This is a genomic window from Variovorax sp. WDL1 (assembly GCF_001541225.1).
Lineage (GTDB): Bacteria > Pseudomonadota > Gammaproteobacteria > Burkholderiales > Burkholderiaceae_C > Variovorax.
Genome location: NZ_LMTS01000248.1, coordinates 73,037 through 93,639, shown reverse-complemented (window position 1 = coordinate 93,639; position 20,603 = coordinate 73,037). Strand labels below are relative to the sequence as shown.

At 67.1% G+C, this 20,603-nt stretch carries 23 protein-coding genes; 7 read left to right on the top strand and 16 right to left on the bottom strand.

Annotation, left to right across the window (positions count from 1 at the left end; genetic code table 11):
• The 6 genes from APY03_RS31265 to APY03_RS42845 form a co-directional block, all read right to left on the bottom strand.
• A partial coding sequence (locus APY03_RS31265; RefSeq protein WP_232324484.1) for a PA14 domain-containing protein occupies positions 1 to 2,213 on the bottom strand: 2,213 nt, incomplete at its 3' end.
• A gap of 16 nt (positions 2,214 to 2,229) precedes the next feature.
• Complete coding sequence (locus APY03_RS31260; RefSeq protein ID WP_068683262.1) at positions 2,230 to 2,865, bottom strand: pilus assembly PilX family protein; 636 nt, start codon at positions 2,863 to 2,865, stop codon at positions 2,230 to 2,232.
• Entirely contained in the window at positions 2,862 to 4,067 is a 1,206-nt protein-coding gene (locus tag APY03_RS31255; protein WP_083944678.1) for a PilW family protein, read from the bottom strand. The genes APY03_RS31260 and APY03_RS31255 overlap by 4 nt, the downstream gene beginning before the upstream one ends.
• Positions 4,064 to 4,483, bottom strand: a complete 420-nt coding sequence (pilV, locus tag APY03_RS31250) for a type IV pilus modification protein PilV (RefSeq protein ID WP_068683280.1) — start codon at positions 4,481 to 4,483, stop codon at positions 4,064 to 4,066. Before pilV ends, APY03_RS31255 begins: the two co-directional genes overlap by 4 nt.
• Positions 4,483 to 5,112, bottom strand: a complete 630-nt coding sequence (locus APY03_RS31245) for a GspH/FimT family pseudopilin (protein WP_232081181.1) — start codon at positions 5,110 to 5,112, stop codon at positions 4,483 to 4,485. The genes pilV and APY03_RS31245 overlap by 1 nt, the downstream gene beginning before the upstream one ends.
• The gene (locus tag APY03_RS42845; protein WP_068683258.1) at positions 5,061 to 5,525 is read right to left on the bottom strand and encodes a type IV pilin protein; all 465 of its coding nucleotides are present in this window, start codon (positions 5,523 to 5,525) and stop codon (positions 5,061 to 5,063) included. Before APY03_RS42845 ends, APY03_RS31245 begins: the two co-directional genes overlap by 52 nt.
• A 150-nt stretch (positions 5,526 to 5,675) precedes the next feature.
• On the opposite strand from APY03_RS42845, the gene APY03_RS31235 reads away from it, so the two are divergent.
• Positions 5,676 to 7,385, top strand: coding sequence for a PglL family O-oligosaccharyltransferase (locus APY03_RS31235; RefSeq protein WP_068683256.1), 1,710 nt, complete (start codon positions 5,676 to 5,678; stop codon positions 7,383 to 7,385).
• 41 nt (positions 7,386 to 7,426) lie between these two features.
• Here APY03_RS31235 and moaC read toward each other — a convergent pair whose 3' ends face one another.
• Complete coding sequence (moaC, locus tag APY03_RS31230; RefSeq protein ID WP_068683276.1) at positions 7,427 to 7,921, bottom strand: cyclic pyranopterin monophosphate synthase MoaC; 495 nt, start codon at positions 7,919 to 7,921, stop codon at positions 7,427 to 7,429.
• Positions 7,922 to 7,977: 56 nt separating this feature from the next.
• Here moaC and APY03_RS31225 point away from each other — a divergent pair, with 56 nt between their 5' ends.
• Entirely contained in the window at positions 7,978 to 9,534 is a 1,557-nt protein-coding gene (locus APY03_RS31225; RefSeq protein WP_083944675.1) for a M48 family metalloprotease, read from the top strand.
• Between the two features lie 3 nt (positions 9,535 to 9,537).
• Here APY03_RS31225 and APY03_RS31220 read toward each other — a convergent pair whose 3' ends face one another.
• The 3 genes from APY03_RS31220 to APY03_RS31210 are packed head-to-tail and all read right to left on the bottom strand — an operon-like array spanning position 9,538 to position 11,136.
• Positions 9,538 to 9,891: a phage holin family protein gene (locus APY03_RS31220; RefSeq protein WP_068683254.1), complete on the bottom strand. Its 354-nt coding sequence runs from the start codon at positions 9,889 to 9,891 to the stop codon at positions 9,538 to 9,540.
• Between the two features lie 21 nt (positions 9,892 to 9,912).
• On the bottom strand, positions 9,913 to 10,377 hold the full coding sequence (locus APY03_RS31215) for a hypothetical protein (RefSeq protein ID WP_068683252.1): 465 nt from the start codon (positions 10,375 to 10,377) through the stop codon (positions 9,913 to 9,915).
• A gap of 21 nt (positions 10,378 to 10,398) precedes the next feature.
• Positions 10,399 to 11,136, bottom strand: a complete 738-nt coding sequence (locus tag APY03_RS31210) for a TerC family protein (protein WP_068683250.1) — start codon at positions 11,134 to 11,136, stop codon at positions 10,399 to 10,401.
• A 411-nt stretch (positions 11,137 to 11,547) separates the two neighbouring features.
• Between APY03_RS31210 and APY03_RS31205 the strand changes: the two genes are divergently transcribed.
• Both APY03_RS31205 and APY03_RS31200 read left to right on the top strand, forming a co-directional pair.
• The gene (locus APY03_RS31205; protein ID WP_068683272.1) at positions 11,548 to 12,012 is read left to right on the top strand and encodes a DUF3717 domain-containing protein; all 465 of its coding nucleotides are present in this window, start codon (positions 11,548 to 11,550) and stop codon (positions 12,010 to 12,012) included.
• Between the two features lie 16 nt (positions 12,013 to 12,028).
• Positions 12,029 to 12,337 carry a putative signal transducing protein gene (locus APY03_RS31200; RefSeq protein ID WP_068683248.1) on the top strand — a complete coding sequence of 103 codons (309 nt, stop codon included), beginning with the start codon at positions 12,029 to 12,031 and terminating at the stop codon, positions 12,335 to 12,337.
• Between the two features lie 6 nt (positions 12,338 to 12,343).
• Here the strand turns inward: APY03_RS31200 and APY03_RS31195 are convergent, their stop codons facing one another.
• The 4 genes from APY03_RS31195 to APY03_RS31180 are packed head-to-tail and all read right to left on the bottom strand — an operon-like array spanning position 12,344 to position 16,649.
• On the bottom strand, positions 12,344 to 12,904 hold the full coding sequence (locus APY03_RS31195) for a YaeQ family protein (RefSeq protein ID WP_068683246.1): 561 nt from the start codon (positions 12,902 to 12,904) through the stop codon (positions 12,344 to 12,346).
• Positions 12,905 to 12,955: 51 nt separating this feature from the next.
• Positions 12,956 to 14,344 (bottom strand): adenylosuccinate lyase, encoded by a 1,389-nt coding sequence (gene purB, locus APY03_RS31190; protein WP_068683244.1) that lies wholly within the window; start codon positions 14,342 to 14,344, stop codon positions 12,956 to 12,958.
• 36 nt (positions 14,345 to 14,380) lie between these two features.
• Complete coding sequence (locus tag APY03_RS31185) at positions 14,381 to 15,436, bottom strand: M48 family metallopeptidase (protein ID WP_068683242.1); 1,056 nt, start codon at positions 15,434 to 15,436, stop codon at positions 14,381 to 14,383.
• Between the two features lie 55 nt (positions 15,437 to 15,491).
• On the bottom strand, positions 15,492 to 16,649 hold the full coding sequence (locus APY03_RS31180; protein WP_068683240.1) for a YjgN family protein: 1,158 nt from the start codon (positions 16,647 to 16,649) through the stop codon (positions 15,492 to 15,494).
• Positions 16,650 to 16,756: 107 nt separating this feature from the next.
• Between APY03_RS31180 and APY03_RS31175 the strand changes: the two genes are divergently transcribed.
• Positions 16,757 to 17,368: a glutathione S-transferase N-terminal domain-containing protein gene (locus APY03_RS31175; RefSeq protein ID WP_068683238.1), complete on the top strand. Its 612-nt coding sequence runs from the start codon at positions 16,757 to 16,759 to the stop codon at positions 17,366 to 17,368.
• Between the two features lie 369 nt (positions 17,369 to 17,737).
• Here the strand turns inward: APY03_RS31175 and APY03_RS31170 are convergent, their stop codons facing one another.
• Positions 17,738 to 18,352: a glutathione peroxidase gene (locus APY03_RS31170; protein ID WP_068683236.1), complete on the bottom strand. Its 615-nt coding sequence runs from the start codon at positions 18,350 to 18,352 to the stop codon at positions 17,738 to 17,740.
• A 129-nt stretch (positions 18,353 to 18,481) separates the two neighbouring features.
• On the opposite strand from APY03_RS31170, the gene APY03_RS31165 reads away from it, so the two are divergent.
• Together APY03_RS31165 and APY03_RS31160 are read left to right on the top strand one after the other, a co-directional pair.
• Positions 18,482 to 19,339: a ferritin gene (locus APY03_RS31165; protein ID WP_068683235.1), complete on the top strand. Its 858-nt coding sequence runs from the start codon at positions 18,482 to 18,484 to the stop codon at positions 19,337 to 19,339.
• A gap of 55 nt (positions 19,340 to 19,394) precedes the next feature.
• Positions 19,395 to 20,336, top strand: coding sequence for an RNA polymerase sigma-70 factor (locus tag APY03_RS31160; protein WP_068683233.1), 942 nt, complete (start codon positions 19,395 to 19,397; stop codon positions 20,334 to 20,336).
• A gap of 7 nt (positions 20,337 to 20,343) precedes the next feature.
• Here the strand turns inward: APY03_RS31160 and APY03_RS44855 are convergent.
• Positions 20,344 to 20,603: SPOR domain-containing protein (locus APY03_RS44855; RefSeq protein WP_232324483.1), on the bottom strand; the 260-nt coding region annotated here is incomplete at its 5' end.

Below are 20,603 nucleotides of genomic sequence, written 5' to 3'. Positions count from 1 at the left end.
TCAGGCCGCCCCGCCGCGAAGTAGTTGTCGGGTCGGTTCTGCGTGGTGTTGGTACGGGTATCGGTCAGCGTCTCGCCGTTGGTCGACCACCAGTCCAACGGGATGGTCGCGGCAAACGTGTACGGATCGAAGTTGGCCGGAACCTTCAATCCGCCGAACTTGGCCGCCAAGTAGAACTGGTTGTTGGCCTGAAAGGGCTGCTCCAGCACATCGACCCAGTAGGTCTGCACGGTCTGCTTGCCGACGGTCTTGGCTTGGCCGGCGACGTCCGGGCGAATGTCCTTGGTGTTGGCGTCGTAGGCCAGGCCCGCGATATAGGCTGAGTTGTCGCGGCCGCTGTAGCTGTTGGTCGCGCCGAGTGTGCTTCCCACTCCCTGCAGGGCGCCCACCTTGTTGGTCGCCGTGATTGCATTGACGGTCGTGTCGGCGGCGATCTCCGCAGCCATGGTCGGCTCGCGGGTGCGGTATGTGGGATTGCCCGCGACGTTCTTGTCGACGTGGGTGTAGATGTCGCCAATGCCCAGGATGAAGTTTCGCTGGCACGAGTACTGGATCGGATCGCCCCAGTTGGTAATGACCGGAAAACCATCGATCCATGTCCGCTTGGTGCCCGCGCTGGCGCCGGCCATCGAAGTCCAGGCCGGCACGTTTCCGAGATTCTTGTAGTAGCGCAGGACGGCGTAGTACATCTCGCTGACCGGGTCGTAGTTCTTGTAGTTGCCGGGAATCAGCTGGCCGAACTGGTTCAGGTAGTTGATCACACCGCTGTTGTCGACCTGCACGCTGAACTGCGTGGTGGTCGCCGTCGCGTCGGTGCTGTCGGGGTTGGGAACGAATATGCCGGTCGTCTCGCTCCATTCCTTCTGGGTGTTGTCGATGGCGGTTTGACCAGGCCGCGGAGCCGTCGGCCCGACGAACTTCTGGCCGGCGCGCAGAACGCCACCATCGCGCTGGTCGCTCGCGTCGTTGAGGTAGCCGAAGGCGCTGAAGCGAATCTTCTGGGAATATTTCTGGATGAGTCCTTCGGGCTTGTAATTGCTGCCGTAGGGCTTGCAATTGGCTTCCAGGCCGCCTGCCGCCGTCGACGGATCGCAGACCTTCACGCGCATCGTGTAGTCCACAGTGGCGTCGCCGGAACTGAATGCGGTAAACGTGCCGGGTGTGGATGGCTTCTGCCACAAAAGACGCATGGTGGCGCCCCCAGCGTTCTCGTAATACTCCACCCGGACGCTGAAGCTCTGGCCCGCAGTCAGGCTGATGACCCCACTGTCGTCGTCCGTGGGGCCGTGGTCGCTCCAGTTGTTGATGACCCGATTGCCGTTGTTGAAGCTGCCGCTTCCGGAAGTGTCGACCCACATCCGGACGCCATCGTCGGAGTTGGTCCGAAAGATGTAGTTGCCGGTTTCCGGCGCCGTGAAGGTGCCAGTGAATCGCGCGGAGAAGTTGTCTGCGTTGACGCCCGTACCGGGGCTCGCAGTCCCCCACTCGTGGTCAGCGGTGTCGTTGCTGACGGTCAATACCGCCGGGTTGCTCACGTTCTTGTTGTTGTAGTAGCTCGCTGTGAAGGTCCGAATCCCAGGATCGTTGACACTCAGGCGCATCTTGAACCCCATCCCGTTGACGCGGATGCCGAGCCGGGTCGCCGTGTTGTGTGGGGTAGCGCCCGCGATCTCGCTGACAGTGAGATCGCGATCGTCGAAGAGCCCTTGCCCTGAATGCCAGCCCTTTTCGAGGATGGTTTCGGTCGTGGTGTCGACAACGCGGCGGCCGCCCGTCATGGCCCATCGGAATGGATCGATGGTGGCCGTCGCGGCCCAGTTGAGAAAGTTGCCGCTCCACTTGTCGTTGTTGGTGGTCCCTGTGCAGGTGCGGTTGGTAGCCGCGCCCGCCGGATAGAAGTAGCTGGTATCGCCGGTGTTGGTGCTGTTGGCCGCGGTGTTGGCCAGGTACAGATAGCACTTGTTCGGGTCGAAGTAGCCGAGGTAGGTGCTGGCACTGCTGTAGGCACCGACGTGAGCTGTCCGGGAGGCGGTCGGCCACTCCACGGACAGAGCCAGTGCCAGGTTGCCTGGCACCTCGGAAGTCGAGAACACCGGTTGATCGGACAGCGTGGTGGCGGAAGCGATCAGAGCACCTCCCAAGGTCAGGCCCATCGCGATCCCGAGTCCCGCCTTTCTCAGCGTGCGGACGGACAGGAGAGGTTTTGTTTTCATGATGATGCTCTGCTGGTTACTCGGGCCGGGAGAACGAGCTCTGCAGGAAGACCTGCGTGTCGCGCGGTCCGTCGACCCGGATGCTGAGGCGATAGATGGCGGGTGGCGGGATTTCCGGGCGCGCCATGCCGGCGGTGCCTCCTGTGACCTGCGTCGCGGACGGCGCCGAGACGCACGCGCTGTTGCCCAGCGTGGCGAAACTGCCCGTGGCGTTGCACAGCCGATCGATCACGTAGTGCACGGTGACGCCGCCGCCGCCCCCGGTGATCGCGCCTCCGGTAGGGGTGAAGTCAGCGTTGGTGATGTCCTTGCCGGTCAGGCCGGACTTCTTGAGCAGCACGTCAGGGATGCCGAGGTTGTTGACCTTCAGCTGGACAGCACTGTAGTTTTCAGCCGGTACGCTGCTGGACGTGAGCGTCGACGTCGCAAGGCCTCCCGTCTTGAACGCCTGCATGGCCTTGGAGACCGCCAGCTCGCCCTGGTTGACCAGGTCCCTCCTGAAGGCCAGGTTTCCGGCGCTGAATAGCGACGAGTTCATCGAGCGCATCACCGCGACTCCGCCGGCGAGCAGGATCACGAGAATGATCAGGCAGAACAGCAGCACTACGCCTCGTTGGCGGGCCGGCAAGGCGGATGGGGAGACGGTCTTCATGAGGCGGACTGCAGCAACATGTTGCGCAGGGGGATGGTGGTGTCGATGACGCGGTAGCGGTAGTGCTGGTCGAGCGTCACGGAGCTCTGCAACGCGGCGGCCAGATCGCTGAACAGCGTGAGCGACGCCGGCGACACGTTGTCCTTGTTGAGCTCGGAGCTGCGAAGGACCAGCGCCACCCGCACGGCCACGATCTGCCTGATGGTGGCCGGCGTCGTCATGAGGTTGGCGATCCCGTATGTCGCACCGCTGGGGGCGACCCAGTCGTTGATGATTCCGTCCCCATTGGTATCCACGCCGTACAAGGCCCGAAGCTCGACGACTCCATCGGAAACGGCCTGCAAGGCATCCGCGTCGGAGCCGGTGCCCGCGCTCCTGAGCAGGTCGTAGGCAAACAAGGTCTGGTTCGCGCCGACGCCGATCAGCTGGAACTGGACGTTGTTGGAAAGCGTGTTGCCCAGCGGCGTGTAGTAGGCGGTGCCACTGGCGGCCAAGGTCGCGAGCGATGTCGTGGCACCGGTCGAAGTGAAATAGCGTCCGCCCAGCGGCAGCACTTCATTGCCCGCGGCAGCAAACGCAGTCGCGTCCGTCACATTGACTTGCTCGACCAGGCAGTCGGCCGTGCCGTCCTGCGCGACGAGTCCGAGGTCACCGCTGGCCAACCCGATGGTGTTGTCGAGCCGCAGGTTGTTGGTGCCGGTCACCTCCGAACGAATCTTCCGAGGGATGTCGCCGGCGGCACCGTTGCCGCCCATCACCATCAGCACGTCGGAGCCGGTCGCGGATTGGCCCTGGCCGATCAGTAGCGGTGCCACCCGCAGGTTGCCGGCCAGGCTGGCGCCGGCGCCTCCCAGAAAGGACGCAAATGGGGCAGGAAATGCACTGCTGCGCGGCAGGATGGTGGTCGGCGTGCCGCCGATGTCGCGCGCCACGCTCAGCCTGCAGCCATACACACCGAGGCTGCCGGACTGCACGAAGCCCGAGCCCGCGCTGCGCAGCACGCGGTCGAGTGCGTAAGCCGCAAAGGCGCCGCTCTGGCTCATGTCGTTGGTGGAGGTGGTGGTTCGCTTGTGGGCTTCACCCACGGTCACGACGCTGGTCACCGCGAGCGTGACGATGAGGCCGATGGCCATGGCCACCAGGAGCTCGATGAGCGTCAGGCCCCGCTGCAACGCGCGGGAGGTGGAGGTCGATGCGTTCATGGCGGAGGCGGAAGGGTGACGCGAGTCGTGAGCCGGCTCTTGTCGGCCGCGTTGCGCTGCGGGGGCGCCCACTCGATCGTGATGTCTGCGGTATTGACCAGCGTCGCAACAGGCGCGACGGTCGCGGTGGCACCGGGCAATCCATCCTTGGACACATCTGCGATGCGCGTGGCCCATGCGGTCCCGGCGCTCGTGTCCACGGTGATCGAGTTGGTCAGCCACATCGTGCTGGCGATCTCGTTGGCCAGCAAGGCAGCGCGGTTGCGGTCAGCAGCATCGACCGAGAAGTTCATGGCGCGTGTCTGCAAGCCGATCAGGCCGAGGATGCCCAGCGAGAAGAGCAGGATGGACACCAACACCTCGATCATTGCAACGCCGCGCTGGGCGCGCCCGGGAGAATGAGGAATGCGCTTCATCAGGGGCATCCGTCGGGTGAAGTCGAAACGTTCCTGGCGGGGTCGCACATGCGCACCTGGCCGCCCAGCGAGACCAACACACGCAGCGGCCGGTCGGCACCGGTCAACGTGATGTTGTAGGTCGCGGCAGCAGCCGCGCAGTTGGCGCCGGTCGGGCCGGGAGTGGCATTGGCAACGAGTCGACCGAGCGAGTTGAAGCAGATGGATACCGGGCCGGTGATCTGCACGTCGTTGCCGACACTGCTCAGAACGCCGGCTTCGACGAATTGAGGGGTCTCGTCGGTGAGCAGTTGAACGGTGTTGATCGACCAGTTCCGGCCGTTGGCCACTGCGGTGAGGCTGGTTGCGGGCGAGGTGCTGTTGGTCAGCGAAAAAACGGTCTGGCGGCTGCGGCGAAGCGCTTCGGCCTGAGCGAGCCGCAGGCCATTCTGCAGCGAATCGGCGACGGTCCGGATCTTGGAGTTGCGGATCCATGTCGTCATCGACGGAAAGCCGAGCGCCAGCAGGACGGCGAGCAGCACGATGGTCACCATCAGCTCGACAAGGGTGAAGCCGGCAACATGCCCGGGCCTGCGCTTCAGCACGTCTGTCCCTTCTTCGTCACCCAGTCGTTCGAGCAGTTGCTCCAACCGGGGACGCCGGTCACCGTGGTGGATCGCTGGTTCTGCTGGTCCACCTTGAAGGTGAAGCCGTTGGTCGTTCCGCTTCCGACGGCCTGCAGGACGAAGGCAGTGGCAGTGGGCGTGCCGTCGCACGAAAGCGTGAAGGTTCCGACCTTGCGCAGGTTCACATCCACGAGGCAAGGGGAAATGAATGTCGTACCCACCGAGTTGTAGGTCCGGTTGTCCTGGTAGAAGCGTTCCATGTTGGCCCGCATGGCGGCGAGCCCGTTGTGCGCATCCACGAGGTGGCCGCGCAGCACGTAGTCGCGATAGCTCGGAAGTGCGATCGCTGCCAGGACGGCCACGATCGCCACCGTGATCATGACCTCGATGAGCGTGAATCCCCTCGACGAGCAACGAGACTGGAGAGCGTTTGGCACTGTGGTGACCCTTTGAGCAAAGGTTTGTAACAGTGACAAATTGTGAACAACGTGCGAGATTTCGCGACAACCGTCCGTCCGCAGTGCGCTTCCTTTCGTCGCCTCCAGTAATCCATTCGTGCACTTTTCCCAATAGGCACAATGCCGCGAATGACGAGCTCCGCTGTTTGCGCCGGTCCGCCTGCATCGTTGATCGTCGCCCCCGTTGCGGCCTCGGCGACATTGATCGCGCTGCCCTTTCTCTTCCCGTTCGCGGCCGGCCCCTCGGCGAATGTCTGGCAGCAACTGGCCGCATGGACCTGTGCGGCGCTGCTATTGCTGGCCCAGCCTGCGGCGCGGCCGGGGCGCGGCGTCCTCGCGTGGCTGGCGGTGATCGGCGGGGCGATCCTCCTGGGGCGGGTGTCCGGCTCGGTCCTCGATCTCTACGCGGCAGCGGCCCTGGCCGTCGTTGCATGGATGGCCGGCGTGGGCGCCGGGCTGGCTCGCGCACCGGCCTCGCGGCAGGCGGCGCTGGCTTGGGGCCTGCTCGCCGCCGGTCTGCTCAATGCGGTGCTGGGCCTCCTCCAGTACTACGGCCTCGCCGCGCCGCTGGTCCCCTGGACCACCGCCCCCGACCTCGGCCAGGCCTATGGCAACCTCCGCCAGCGCAACCAGTTCGCCACGCTGATCAGCATGGCCCTCATCGCGGCGCTCTGGCTGCATGGCAACGGCGGGCGCCGAGCGCGCGTTGCACTGATCCCCACCACGGCCTTGCTGCTTCTCGCGCTCGCTGCCTCGACCTCGCGGACCGGGCTGCTCCAGTTGCTGCTGATCAGCGGCATCTCCGCGTGGCTCGCCTGGCGCGAAAGGCATCCGCCCCACCGCCGGGGCGGTCCCGCAAGCGCTCGGCTGCCGCCTCCCTGGGTGCTGCTCGCGCTGATCCCCGCGTACTTCGCGGCCGCATGGCTGCTCCCGCTGTTCGCAGGCTCGGGCGTCGAAGGCATGATGCATCGCCTGCGAGAAGGCGCGCCTGCCGCCCATAGTAGGCTCGTGCTCTGGGGCAACGTGCTCGAGCTGATCGCCCGGCACCCCTGGACAGGCTGGGGCTGGGGCGAGCTGGGCTTCGCGCACTACAGCACGCTCTATCCAGGACCGCGCTTCGTCGAGATCCTGGACAACGCGCACAGCCTGCCGCTGCACCTGGCAGTCGAGCTGGGCATCCCGGCGGCGGTCCTGATCTGCGGCGGCTTCGGCTGGCTGGTGCTGGCCGCGCGGCCGTGGCGCGAGACCGATCCTGCACGGCTGATGGCATGGGGCATGCTCGGAGCGATCGTGCTTCACAGCCTGCTCGAATACCCGCTGTGGTATGGCCCGTTCCAGCTCGTCTTCGGTCTGTGCCTGGGCTTCCTGTGGCCGCACTCACCGCCGAGGAAGAAGACTGCCACCGCGCCGGAAGGGCGGCCGTTCTTCGCACCCTCCCTGGCCGCAGCCCTCGTGCTGATGGCGGTCGTCGCCTGCGCCGCCTGGGACTACACCCGCGTGAGCCAGCTTTATCTCGCCCGTGGCGAGCGCCTGCCCGCCTGGCGGGACGACACGCTGGCCCAGGTGCGGGACTCCAGGCTGTTCGCCAACCAGGTGAAGTTCGCAGAGCTCGCGCTGATGCCGCTGACGATAGCCAACGCAGCCGAGGTGCATGCACTGGCGCAACGCCTTGTTCATTTCTCGCCGGAGCCGCGCGTGATCGTCAAGCTCATCGACAGCGCCATGCTGCTGGGCCGCGAGGCGGAGGCCTTCGAGGAGGCCGCGCGCTTCAGGATTGCCTTTCCCGGCGAATACGCGCGCTGGCTCGCCAGGGAGCCGATGGACGATCCGTCGGAGTAGTGCGCAGTGCGCAGTGCGAGTGCGTAGTGCGCCTCAGCGCCTCAGCCCTTCGCGGGCGGCGGCGCCATGTAGCTCCCCGACTTGCCCCCGTGCTTTTCAAGCACATGCACGCCGGTGATGGTCATCCCGCGGTCCACCGCCTTGCACATGTCGTAGATGGTCAAGAGCGCCACCTGCACGGCCGTGAGGGCTTCCATCTCGACGCCGGTGGGGCCGACAGTCTCGACGGTCGCGGTGCATGCCACCTGCGGCGTGCCGCCCTCGGCCATCGCGAACGCCACGGCGACCCGCGTCAGCGCGAGCGGATGGCACAAGGGAATGAGATCGCTGGTCTTCTTCGCCGCCTGGATGCCCGCGATGCGCGCGATGCCCAGCACGTCGCCCTTCTTCGCGGTGCCCGATTCGATGAGCGCCAGCGTTGCCGCTTGCATCTCGATACGGCCGGTGGCAACGGCGACCCGGTGGGTGGCCGGCTTGGCAGCGACGTCCACCATGTGGGCTTGACCCTGGGCATCAAAATGGGTGAGAGAGCTCATGCTTGAACGTTCGGCGGAGTGAAGCATCATACGAGGCCCAGCCATCGACCCTCCCCATGCTGCGCCGGAACCCTTCCACCCCTGCGACCCGCAAGCCGACGCGCCTGCTGCGGAAGCTCTGCGCCTCCCTCCTGATCGCCTGCCAGCTCGCGATGCCTCCGCTGGCGCAGGCCCAGCTGCTGCCGGGCATGGGCGATGGCGAGATGACCGCCAGCACCGAGCGTCGCCTGGGCGACCAGATCGCGCGCGAGCTGTATCGCGACCCCGACTACATCGACGACCCGGTGCTGGTCGAGTATGTGGAGGACATCTGGCAGCGCCTGCTGGCAGCGGCGCGCCTGCGCGGGGAACTCACCCCCGAGCTCGACGAGCGCTTCGCCTGGACCGTGATGCTGGGCCGCGACCGCAGCATCAACGCCTTCGCGCTGCCGGGCGGCTATCTGGGCCTGCACCTCGGCCTGATCTCGGTGACCGGCAGCCGCGACGAGCTCGCCACCGTGCTCGGCCACGAGCTCTCACACGTCACGCAGCGTCACATCTCGCGCATCATGGCCAAGCAGAGCCGGCAGATGCCGCTGCTGCTCGCCGGCATGATCCTGGGGATGATCGCCGCGGGCAAGAGCCGCAATGCCGATGCGGGCCAGGCGGTGCTGATGGGCAGCCAGGCCGCCTTCGCGCAGAGCCAGCTCAGCTTCTCGCGCGACATGGAGCGGGAGGCCGACCGCATCGGCTTCGGCGTCATGACCCAGGCCGGCTATGCGCCGCAGGGGGCGGCCGCGATGTTCGAGAAGCTGCAGTACGCGGCGCGCCTCAACGACAACGGCTCCTATCCCTACCTGCGCAGCCACCCTCTCAACAGCGAGCGGATCGCCGACATGCAGGGCCGCTACCAGTTCCGGCCCGGCAGCGGCCTGGCCATGCCGCTGGTGATGGAACACGCGATGATCGCCGCGCGCGCCCGTGTGCTGGTGCGCCCCGGCGTGGACGTGCTGCGGTTGTGGATAGACGCGGCCGGCGGCGGCGAATTCGCACGCAGCTCGCCGGCGCAGCAGGCCGGCACGCTCTACGCGGCGGCGCTCGCGGCCAACGAGCTGCGCGACTACAAGTCGGCCCGCGCACTGGCAGAGCGGCTGCGCGCCCGGACGGGCGAAGACGCGCGCGCCGCGCGGTTGGCGCGCCTGCTGTCGGCCGAGATCGAGCTGGCAGCCGACGGCGCGGCGAAGGCGGCCACGCTGCTCGACCCGCAGGCGAAGGACCGGCCCGAGATGCTGCTCGCCGCGCAGGCTGCCTCGGCCACCCGCCAGCCGGCGCCAATGGTGGCCCCGCTGCGCGACTGGGTGGCGTCGCATCCGCGCGATGCGACGGCCTGGCGCATGCTGGGCCGCCTCTACGGCGCGCAGAACGACACGCTGCGCGCCATCCGCGCCGATGCCGAGGCCAACGTGGCAGTGCTCGACTACCCGGGCGCGCGCGACCGCTTCAAGGCGGCGCAGGAGTTCATCCACAAGGGCGGCGTGCCCATTGACCACTACGAAGCCTCGATCGTCGACACCCGCGCGCGGGTGATCGATGTGCTGGTCAGGGAGCAGGCGGCGGAGCCACCGCTGAAATAGCGCTCAACCCCGGGCGAACAGGCCGCCCAGCGCGGCCTCGATGACCAGGCCGAGCAGGGAATAGATCAGCGAGCCGATCAGCGCCGCCACGAAGCCGTTGACGTGGAAGCCCGGCAGCAGCCCCGAGGCGGCCCAGAACAGCAGCGCGTTGATCACGAAGAGAAAGAGGCCCAGCGTGACGATGGTGACCGGCAGCGTCAGCACCACCAGCACCGGCCGCACCACCATGTTGAGCAGGCCGATCACGGCCGCGGCGATCAGTGCCGAGGTGAAGCTCGACACCTGCACGCCGCTGTAGATGTAGGTCACCGCCAGCAGCGCGAGGGCGCTCAGCAGCCATTTGATGACGAGGCGCATGCGTGCGGTGTGGCGAGCGTCTTATTCGGACAGCTCGTTGGCCAGCACCAGCAGCGCGCCCATGCCGAGCATCGCGCCGGGCAACGCCCAGCCGGACTGGCTGGGCGATTTCACGTCGGGCGCCACGGGTTCGAGGTCGACGCCGATCTTCGGGCGGCGGGCATCGATCACGCGCGCCGCGCCGTACTCCATCTTCAGGCGCTGCGTCAGCTCGGCCAGCGGGCCCTTGGCCAGCACGGAGGTGACCTGACCGCCTTCCAGTTGCAGCAACGGCAGCAGCTGCTCCTGCGTCTTCGCCAGCCATTTGTTGCGCCAGTTCTCGCGCGCGCTATGGCTCACCCACTTGCTGATGCGATGCGTCATGCGCGGCGCGCAGGCCACCAGGACCCAGCGGCGGGCACCCGTGCCGACCGCTTCGGGCGTGAGCCGCGAGAGCAGCTCGCGCGCGTAAACCGCGTCGTCCACATACAGAATGATCTTTTCCATGGGTGCTCCTTCTTGTGGAGGTCACGCGGTGGCGGTGTCCTGCGGCTTCGGCCGGCGCATCGCCACCCACTTGCCGATCACCAGCACCAGCAGCGCGCCGCCTATGCCGGCAATGTAGCGCACCATGTCGGTCTGCGGCACCTTGGGCACCCAGGCCCACGCGGCGGGGTTGACGACCGCAGGATCCGAGACCGCCATGGTGCCCGCGATCCAGCCCAGCAGCATGCCGCCCAGCGTGATGATGATGGGGAAGCGGTCCATCAGCTTGATGACCAGCTGGCTGCCCCAGACGATGATCGGAATGCTCACCAGCAGGCCGAAGATCACCAGCGGCATCTGGTGGTCCGCGCCCGCGCCCTGGGCTGCGCCCGCAATCGCGATCACGTTGTCCACGCTCATCACCAGGTCGGCGATGATCACCGTCTTGACGGCGGCCCACAGCTTGTCGCTGGCGGCGATGTTGCCGTGCGCATCGTCATGCTCGGGGGCCAGCAGCTTGACGCCGATCCACACCAGCAGCAGCGCACCAGCCAGCTTCAGGAACGGAATGGCCAGCAGGGTGAGCGCGAAGAAGATCAGGATGACGCGAAGCACGATCGCGCCCGCCGTACCCCAAAGGATGCCCTTGGTGCGTTGCGCGGGGGGCAGCTTGCGGCAGGCCAGCGCGATGACGACGGCGTTGTCGCCGCCGAGAAGGATGTCGATCATGATGATCTGACCGACGGCGACCCAGAATTCGGGGGTCAGGAACTGTTCCATAGCGTCCTCTGTTCGAATTGCTTCATCCCGTGCGGGTTGGATCAAGCGGCTGAATGAGGACCCACGGGTCCCGGACACGCAAACGCTTCGATCGAACCCGCGCGAGCTCTAATCGAAGGTCTTGCTCGGCAGCGTGGGCTGCCCGAAAGGCCGGAAGTGTTGTCTTCGTATTGACGACCTGTCGATTTCGTCCTCGTGGAGAACGGGTGGGAGCTACTCCCCTTCGGTGGGCGATTAGAGCATCGAGGGCCCCGCCCTGGCAACCGGATTTTTCCAGGAGCTTGAAGAAAAAGCGCCCGGATGTTGCGCCACCAGCGCGGCCGCCGCTATCGATTCGAGAGCAACGCATAACCTTCGCCCGCTGCGGGCTTTGCCGGGACTATGATGCCCAGCCGCATTTTTCCACCCGTCATGGCCGCCATCCACATCACAGACATCGAGGCCGCCATCAACTACTGGCGCGAGAAAAAGCCCTCGCCCGATGGCATTACCCTCGCGCCCGAGCTGCGCGCGCTGGCGGAGGTCTACGCGTTGATGGTGTTCCACCACGAGGACGAGGCCGCCGAGGTCGGCTTTCCGCCCAAGGCATGGGACGCCTGGCTCGCCTGGTACCAGACGACACCCGACACTCCCTGCATCGCCATCTGCTCCACCAGCCAGGGCGACGACGAATGCAAGGGCTGCGGCCGCAGCTTCGACGAGGTGCAGCATTGGCCCTCGATGACGCCGGGCGAGAAGCGGGCCACCTGGCGCCGCATCACCATGCTGGACAAGGCCTGGCGCTTCAACCGCTATGCCGAACGGGCGCGCGAGGCCGAGCCTGCCTGGCCGGACGACGAGCCCGCGCCCGGCGAACCGGCCGAGCTGTCGCGCTGAACAGGACGCAAGCGCCATGCGCCGCCTCGCGCAAGCCCCCAACCTGGCGATCGCCACCCTCTGGGCCGATGCCTTGCGGGAAGAGGGCGTCGCGGCCTCCGTGCAGCGCGAATACCTCGGCGCGGCCGCCGGGCAGCTGCCGCCCGACCAGTGCCTGCCGGAGATCTGGATCGAGGACGAGTCGCAGTTCGAGCGCGCCAGGCAGTTGCTCCATGCGCTGCAGCACCGGCCCCAGCGGCGCTGGCAGTGCGCTTGCGGCGAGCTGGTCGAAGGCGGCTTCGAGCAGTGCTGGCGCTGCGGGGCGATGATGCCAGGCGAGCCTTGAGAGGGACTACTTCCAGCGAACCGGCTCGATGTCCACGCTGTGCGTGCCGTCGCCCAGCATCAAAGTGCCTTCCTGGATCGTCGCCTGCAACTGCATCGATCGCTGCGCCAGTGCGGCCAATGCCTGCGAGGCCGCCGTCGGCACGCGGTAGACGGCCAGGTTCTGCGGCCGCGTGAGCTTGTTCTCGATGCCTCGCCACCAGACCTCGGCCGCATGGTGGAAGGCGTAGACGATCGTCTCGTCCGCCTTTCCGCAGGCCTTGATGACCGGCTTGTCCTCCGGCTGGCCGACCTCGATCCACAGCCGCACCGCACCGGTGAAGTCGCGCAGCCAGACGTCCGGCTCGTCCGGGTTCGAAAGGCCAGCGCCGAAGGCCAGCGTGCCGTCGCCCTGGCAGACGTCCTGCAGCTTGTGCGCATTGAGCGCCAGCGCCACCAGCCGGATCATCATCCGCTCGTCGGTCTCGCTGGGATGGCGCGCCAGCGTGAGCGCATGGTCGGCGTAGTAGCCGTGGTCGATGTCGGCCACCGCGAGGGTGGCCTTGAAGATGGTGGATTTGAGCGCCATGGGGTCGCGAGTGTAGGCGGCCGCCCGCGGCTCGCCTTGGCCACCCCGTCTTCAGGGCGTCTGCGCCCGCCGTGCCAGCTCGGCGGCCTTGCCGGTGTAGCTGGCCGGCGTCATGGCCAGCAGCCGTTCCTTTTCGTCTTCGGGAATCTCGAGCGAGCGGATCAGCTCGTGCAGCGCTTCGGCCGTCACCGTCTTGCCGCGGGTGACCTCCTTGAGCTGCTCGTACGCGCCCTGCACGCCGAAACGCCGCATCACGGTCTGGATGGGCTCGGCCAGCACTTCCCAGGAGGCCTCGAGATCCTCGGCGAGCGCCTCCTCGTTGAGCTCCAGCTTGCCCAGGCCGGTCGCCAGGCTCGCATAGGCCAGCACCGCATAGCCGAAGGCCACGCCGATGTTGCGCAACACGGTGCTGTCGGTCAGGTCGCGCTGCCAGCGGCTGATCGGCAGCTTGTCGCTCAGGTGGCGAAGCAGGGCGTTGGCCATCCCCAGGTTGCCCTCGGCATTCTCGAAATCGATCGGGTTGACCTTGTGCGGCATGGTCGAGGAGCCGATCTCGCCCTTCTTGAGGCGCTGCTTGAAATAGCCCAGGCCCACGTAGCCCCAGACGTCGCGCGCGAAGTCGATCAGGATGGTGTTGACCCGCGCCACTGCATCGAAGAGCTCGGCCATGTAGTCGTGCGGCTCGATCTGGATGCTGTACGGCTGGAAGCAGAGGCCCAGGCCCAGAGGCGCCGGGGTCTCGACCACCTTGCGGCTGAAGGCTTCCCAGTCGAACTCGGGCCAGGCCGCCATGTGGGCGTTGTAGTTGCCCACCGCACCGTTCATCTTGCCCAGCAGCGCCACGCCGGCGATGCGCTCGCGTGCCTTGGCCAGGCGCACGGCTACGTTGGCGATCTCCTTGCCGACCGTAGTCGGGCTGGCGGTCTGGCCGTGCGTGCGCGACAGCATCGGCACCTCGGCGAAGCGGCCCGCCATCTCGCGCAGGGTGGCGATCAGGCCGTCGATGGCAGGCAGCACCACCTTCTCGCGCGCCGCCTGGATCTGCAGCGCGTGGCTGGTGTTGTTGATGTCCTCGCTGGTGCAGGCGAAGTGCACGAACTCCGAGGCTGCGAGCAACTCCGGCCGCGCCTCGAACTTGGACTTGATCCAGTACTCGACCGCCTTCACGTCATGATTGGTGGTCTTCTCGATCTGCTTGATCGCGATGGCGTCGGCCTCGGAGAAATTGTTCACCAGGCCCAGCAGGTACTTGCGCGCGCCGCCGGTGAGCGGCTTGAATTCGGGGAAGCCGCAGTCCGACAGCGCGATGAACCACGCCACCTCGACCTGTACCCGCCGGTGCATGTAGCCCTGCTCGCTCATCAACGGCCGCAGGGCCGAGAGCTTGGCCGCGTAGCGGCCGTCGAGTGGGGAAAGGGCGGAGACGGTGGAGAAACTCATGCCCTGAATTTTAGGTGCGGCCCAAGGCCATCCATTTCAGTTCGCTGCGGCTTCCCGGAAAAAGGCGATGCGCTCGGCCGTGGCCGGGTGCGAGGAGAAAGCCAGGCCGATGGCGTCGTCGTCCAGCCCGGCGCGCTTCTGCCCGGTGCGCCAGCGCTCGACGGCCTCGAAGAAGCCGATCATCACGCGCGGCGAGATGCCGGCGGCGCGCATGAGCCGCACCGATTCGGCGTCGGCCTCGCGCTCGGCATCGCGCGAGTAGCCGAGCGTGGCCAGCAGCACGGGGGCGCTGCCGATCAGCGTGCCGTAGTCGCCGAAGGCGACCGACACCCCGAAGCCGATCGCCGAGGCCTGCACCAGCTGCCGCATCGCATGGCGCAGCCGCACATGGCCGAACTCGTGGCCCAGCACGCCGAGCACCGCATCCGGGTCGCCGGGCATCAGTTGCACCAGCTCGTCGGTCAGGATGATGGTGCCGCCGGGCAGCGCCAGCGCATTCGGACCCAGCCGCTGGTCGCGGGCGCGGCGGAACTCCAGCTTCCAGGCCGGCGCGCCCTCCGGATGTGCGGTCTGAACCATCCGTGCGAAGGTGCGGCGAATGCGCTCCTGTTCCTCCGGCGCCAGCGCGCTGGGCGCCAGCAGCGACTGGTCGATGGATTCGAGCACCTCGGCGCCGATGGCCGCGTCCACGCCGGCCGGCACCGCAGCGGTCACGCCGCGCGCAACCCACGGCAGGCCCCACTGGTACAGCGCCGCGGTGGCAGCCAGCAGCAACGCCAGGGCCAGCGCCACCCCGCGCCAGTTCTGCTGCGCGCGGACCACCCAGCTCTCGCCGCGGCCGAGCTGCGCGGCCCATGCGTCCCAAGCCGCGACATCGAGCGCCTGGACGCTGGCGCCCTGCGGCAGTTGCAGGAGCCGGCCGCCGTGGCGCGTGCGCTCAGGCCAGCGCAGCCGCGCGAGCGGCACGCTGAACGATGCAAAGGTTTCGCCGGAGCCCGGCGCGATGGTCAGCACATCGCCCTGGACGTGCAGGCGCGCCGCCTGCGGCCGGCTGCTGCGGCCGTCGAAGAAACGGACCTCGAGCGCGTTCATTGCGCAAGCTCCCCCAGGCGGTGGTGCAGCGCTCATCCAGCCAGCGGTTCGGCGCTCACAGGCCGATGTCCAGCCCGAACAGGTCGGCCGCCATGTCGCCCGCGGCGCCCGGATCTTCCCGCCCAGCCACCTGGCTGAGCTGGTCGAGGCCGATGCGCGTGTGCAGCTCGACCGCATCGATCTGGGCGCGCCGCGTGTTCACCACCGCGAAGGGCCAATAGAGGCCGAGCGTCAGGAAGATCAGCAGGTAGTTCCTGCACTGCAGGCCCAGGTAGCTGCCGAACTTCAGGCGGCTGTCGAAGCGCAGCACCTCGTTGCCGGTGGTCGACCACAGCAGGTTCTGCAGCCGCACCTGCAAATAGGACTTGGGCAGGATGTTGACGAGCAGGATCGCCCCGAAGCCCATCAGCGCCGCCACCACCACGAAGGTCGCGCCGGTGCCCGTCCTGCGGCCCGTGAAGGCGAAAAGGCCCGCCACCAGCAGCATGATCGCGAAGGCCGCGAGGCTGATCCCGACGAGCTTGATGAAGATGCCGTAGAGCACGCCCACGTCGGCCTTGAGCCGGGTCTGCAGCCCGCCGATCGCGTAGTTGTCGTGCTGGTAGCGCCGCACGCGCCAGAGAAAGTAGGGCAGCCCCGCCACGAAGGCCAGCATGCCCAGGCCGACCACGCCGGTCGCCACGGCGGGCAGCGCCGGGGGCTTGCCATCCACCGACGCTCCGGCCATCGCTCCCGCGAAGGCCACCGGCAGCAGCGCCAGGGCCAGCGGCGGCAGCATGCAGGCGTAGGCGCCGGCGGTGTCGCCCGCGAAGCGGAAGCGCAGGCCGCGCCAGCTGGTGTTGGCCAGCCTGAAGCGCATCGCCGCCCGGAACAGCGCCGGCCACAGCGCCACGAAGGCCAGCGCTGCCACCAGCGCCGCCCAGCCGGAGAAGTTGCTGCCCACCGAATAGGCGATCAGGAAGCCGGCGGCGATCAACGTGCCGCGCAACATCTTGGCCGGCTCGCCATGGAAGTCCAGCGCGTCGCCGCCGACCCAGGTGTTGCTGTAGAAGTACTTGAGCTTGCGCACCTTGGCCCAGGGCAGATAGATGCCGAGGGTGAGGACGATCAGCAGCAGGTTGACGATCCAGATGCGGAAGTACTCGCTGCCGCTGGCCGTGAACTCGATCGGATGGCGCTCGGGCCCACTATCGATGGGCGCTTCTGTGACCATGTTCCTTCACCTTCTCCCTCGTTGGCATGGAAGCCGGATTCTGCACTGCGCGCCTTCCCCTAGAATCAAAACGCTACAACGACGACCCCCAGGGGGAGAGAGCCCGCATGAAACTGATCGGATCCGCTGCCAGCCCTTATGTGCGCAAGGTGCGCGTGGTCATGGCCGAGAAGCGGCTCGACTACCAGTTCGTGATCGAGGACGTCTGGTCCGACGACACGACCATCGCCAGTTCCAACCCGCTGGGCAAGGTGCCCTGCCTGATCATGGACGGCAGCGAGGCCATGTTCGACTCGCGCGTGATCGTCGAGTACCTGGACACCCTGTCGCCGGTCGGCAAGCTGATTCCGCAGCCGGGCCGCGAGCGCGCCGAGGTCAAGACCTGGGAGGCCCTGGCCGACGGCGTGATGGACGCCGGCGTGCTCTGGCGCCTCGAGGCCACCTGGGCCCGCCGCGCCGACGGCGAGCGCAGCCGGGCCTGGATGGACCGCCAGCGTGCAAAGGTCGAGGCCGGCATCCGCGCCATGGCCAAGGGCCTGGGCGACAAGCCCTTCTGCAGCGGCATTCACTTGAGCCTGTCGGACATCTCCGTCGGCTGCGCGCTGGGCTGGATCGGCTTCCGCTTCCCGGACATCGACTGGCGCGGCGAGCACCCGAATCTCGGCAAGCTCTACGACAAGCTGATGTTGCGCGCCAGCTTCGCAGACACCGCGCCCTGAGCGTCGGAGCCGCCCCGACGGCACCAAAGCAAAAGCCCCGCACCGCGGGGCTTTTGCTTTGGTGGGAACCGGCTTTGCCGGGCCGCTGGTGTTGCCCCCGGTAAGGGGGTGGGCGGCCACACGAAGAGGGCCAACCTGAGGGCGAGATAAAAATGCTGCAAGGCGCCCCGAAACGAAGGAGGGAGGGAGGGAGGAGGAGAAGAATCGCCTCGGGATTTCATCCGGACGTCAGGCGCCCGGAAGGCCTCGCAACATGAAAACTTTTCGGGCTTTCTACACCCGAGCCGGTAAGAGCACCGCCCGCCCGCAGCGGTTCCCCGGACAGTGGTAAGCATTTGTGACGCATGGCGCTCCTGGCGATCCGCAGTCTCACTGGGGGCCGAGCTGCTTTTCCAAGTCGCGAACGAAGGCCCTGTCGTCCGGCGAGGTCATGCTGGAGTAGGACTCCACCACCTTGCCATCACGGCTGATGAGGTACTTGTAGAAATTCCATTTGGGCGTGGTGCCAGAGATCTGCGCGAGTTCCTTGAAAAGGGGATTGGCCTGCGGCCCGCGCACCGAGGACTTGGCAAACATCGGGAATTTGACGCCGAAAGTGCTTTCACAGAACTCCGCAATTTCCTTGTTCGTGCCGGTCTCCTGCGAGAAGTCGTTGGAGGGAAAGCCCAGCACCACCAGCCCGCGCGAGCGGTACTTGCTGTCCAGCGCCTCCAGGCCCTTGTACTGGGGGGTGAAGCCGCAGAAGCTGGCGGTGTTGACCACCAGCACCACCTTGCCCGTGTACTGGCACAGCGCCTGGGGTTTCTCGTCTTGCAGGCGGGGGAAGGTGTGTTGCAGGATGGGCGGGCAGCCGGCCGGGATGGTCGCGGCCGCCCCGGGCGCTGCAGCGCCCGGGGCGCTGGCTGCAGCGGGCGCCAGGCAGGCGGCCGCCGCGAAAGCTGCGAAAAGGGGAGAAAAAAAAGGCCGTCGCAGGAGGCTTCGCATGGCGGTGTCCAGAGTGAATGTAGGGGTTTGGTCGAAACGGCGGCGCGGGCGTCTATACCGCATCATCGCGCGCTTGTCACGAGTGCGCCAAACCCCGCGTCTAAAATCGCCGGGTTCAGAAAGTCATTGATGCTCTACCCGGAACTTTTCAGACAGCTTGAATCCGTCCGCTGGGACATGGACAAGGACATCCCCTGGCAATCCTTCGATGCGAGCCGCTTGTCCGAGGAGCAGGCGCAGACCATCAAGATGAACGCCATCACCGAGTGGGCCGCACTCCCTGCCACCGAGATGTTCCTGCGCGACAACCGCCACGACAGCGACTTCTCCGCTTTCATGTCGATCTGGTTCTTCGAAGAGCAGAAGCATTCGCTGGTGCTCATGGAATATCTCAAGCGCTTCAGCCCGCAGCATGCCCCCACCGAGCAGGAACTGCACGAAGTGCGCTTCGACTTCGACCCGGCGCCGCCGCTCGAGACGCTGATGCTGCATTTCTGCGGAGAGATCCGCCTCAACCACTGGTACCGGCGGGCTGCCGAGTGGCACACCGAGCCCGTCATCAAGCACATCTACACCACCCTGAGCCAGGACGAAGCCCGTCACGGCGGCGCCTACCTGCGCTTCATGAAGCGTGCGCTCGAGAAGTTCGGCGACGAGGCGCGCGCCGCCTTCACCAAGGTCGGCGTGCTGATGGCCAGCGCCCGGCGCACCGCCCAGGCACTGCACCCGACCAACCTGCACGTGAACAAGGCACTGTTCCCCCACGACACCATCCAGAGCCGCGTGCCCGACCCCGACTGGCTGGAGCATTGGCTGGACAAACAGATCAAGTTCGACGCCGTCTGGGAAAACAAGGTCGGCGACCGCATCCTGCACAACCTGAGCCTGCTGATGAACCGCAGCTTCAAGACCGTGCAGGAGCTCAACCGGTACCGCAAGGAAGTTGCGGCCAACCTCGGTCCCAGGGCCGAGTACCAGGGCGCCTGAGCACCCGCCGCGCCCGCGCCTGTCACAAGGCGGGGGCGTCGTCCGTCTTGCCGGCATGGACAACTCCACCCTCGCCTTCGACCGTTACCGCAAGCGCCTGCTGGGCATTGCCTACCGCATGCTCGGCTCGACCGCCGATGCCGAAGACGTCGTCCAGGACGCCTGGCTGCGCTGGAACGACGCGACCGTCGACGCACTGAACAAGCCCGAGGCATGGCTGGTCACGGTGGTGACGCGCCTGTCCATCGACCGGCTGCGCGCCGCCAAGGTCCAGCGCGAGCACTACGAAGGCGCCTGGCTGCCCGAGCCGCTGCTGACCGACGCGCCGGCGTCGCCCGAGCAGATGCTGGAGCGCGCGGACAACATCTCCGTGGCCTTCCTGGCGGTGCTGGAGCGCCTCGCCCCCGAGGCGCGCGCGGCTTTCCTGCTGCGCGAAGTGTTCGACGCCGATTACGAGGACGTGGCGCGCACCCTGGGCAGGAGCGAGGCAGCATGCCGCCAGCTGGTGCACCGGGCCAAGACCCAGATCCAGGACGAGCGCCCGCGCTTCACGGTAGAGCGTGAAACCCATTGGCGGCTGATGCAGGGCTTTGCCGAAGCCTCCGCCAGCGGCGACATGCGCCGGCTGAAGGAACTGCTGGCGGAGGATGCCGAGCTGATCGGCGACAGCGGCGGCAAGGTACCGGCCTTCCGCAAGATGCTGCGCGGTGCCCAGCGCATTGCACAGTACTTCTACGCCGTGCCGCGCCTGCTGGGCGGCGGGCTCCGGCTGGAGCTCGCCGAGATCAACGGCGAGCCGGGGCTGCTGCGCTTCTACAACGGCGCCCTGGAGTCGGTGCAGACCATCGAGATCGACGGCGAGCAGATCCTGCGCATCCGCACGCAACGCAACCCGGAGAAACTGGCGCGCATCGCCGCGCGCTTCTCGGCGCGGGCCATCACGCGTGCCGAGCTCGAGGCGCTGCGGACCCCCGCGCCGTCTGAAGACCTGCCCTGAGCAGCCCTCAGCGACGCTCGACGATCATCGGCGCCAGCTGCAACCCGTTGCGCGCCTGCTCGGCCATGTCGCGCGCCTGGTCGCGCGAGGCGTAGGGCCCGGCCTGCAGCCGATAGGTGCCGCGCTCGGCGAAGACGTTGAGGGCGCCCGCCAATGCGGGCAGGCTGCGCGCCACCTGCTGCTGGAAGCGCTCCACGCCATCGCGCTGGCTGAAGGCGCCCAGCTGCACCCAGAAGCCCGATGTGGGCGGGGCCGGCGGCGATTCGG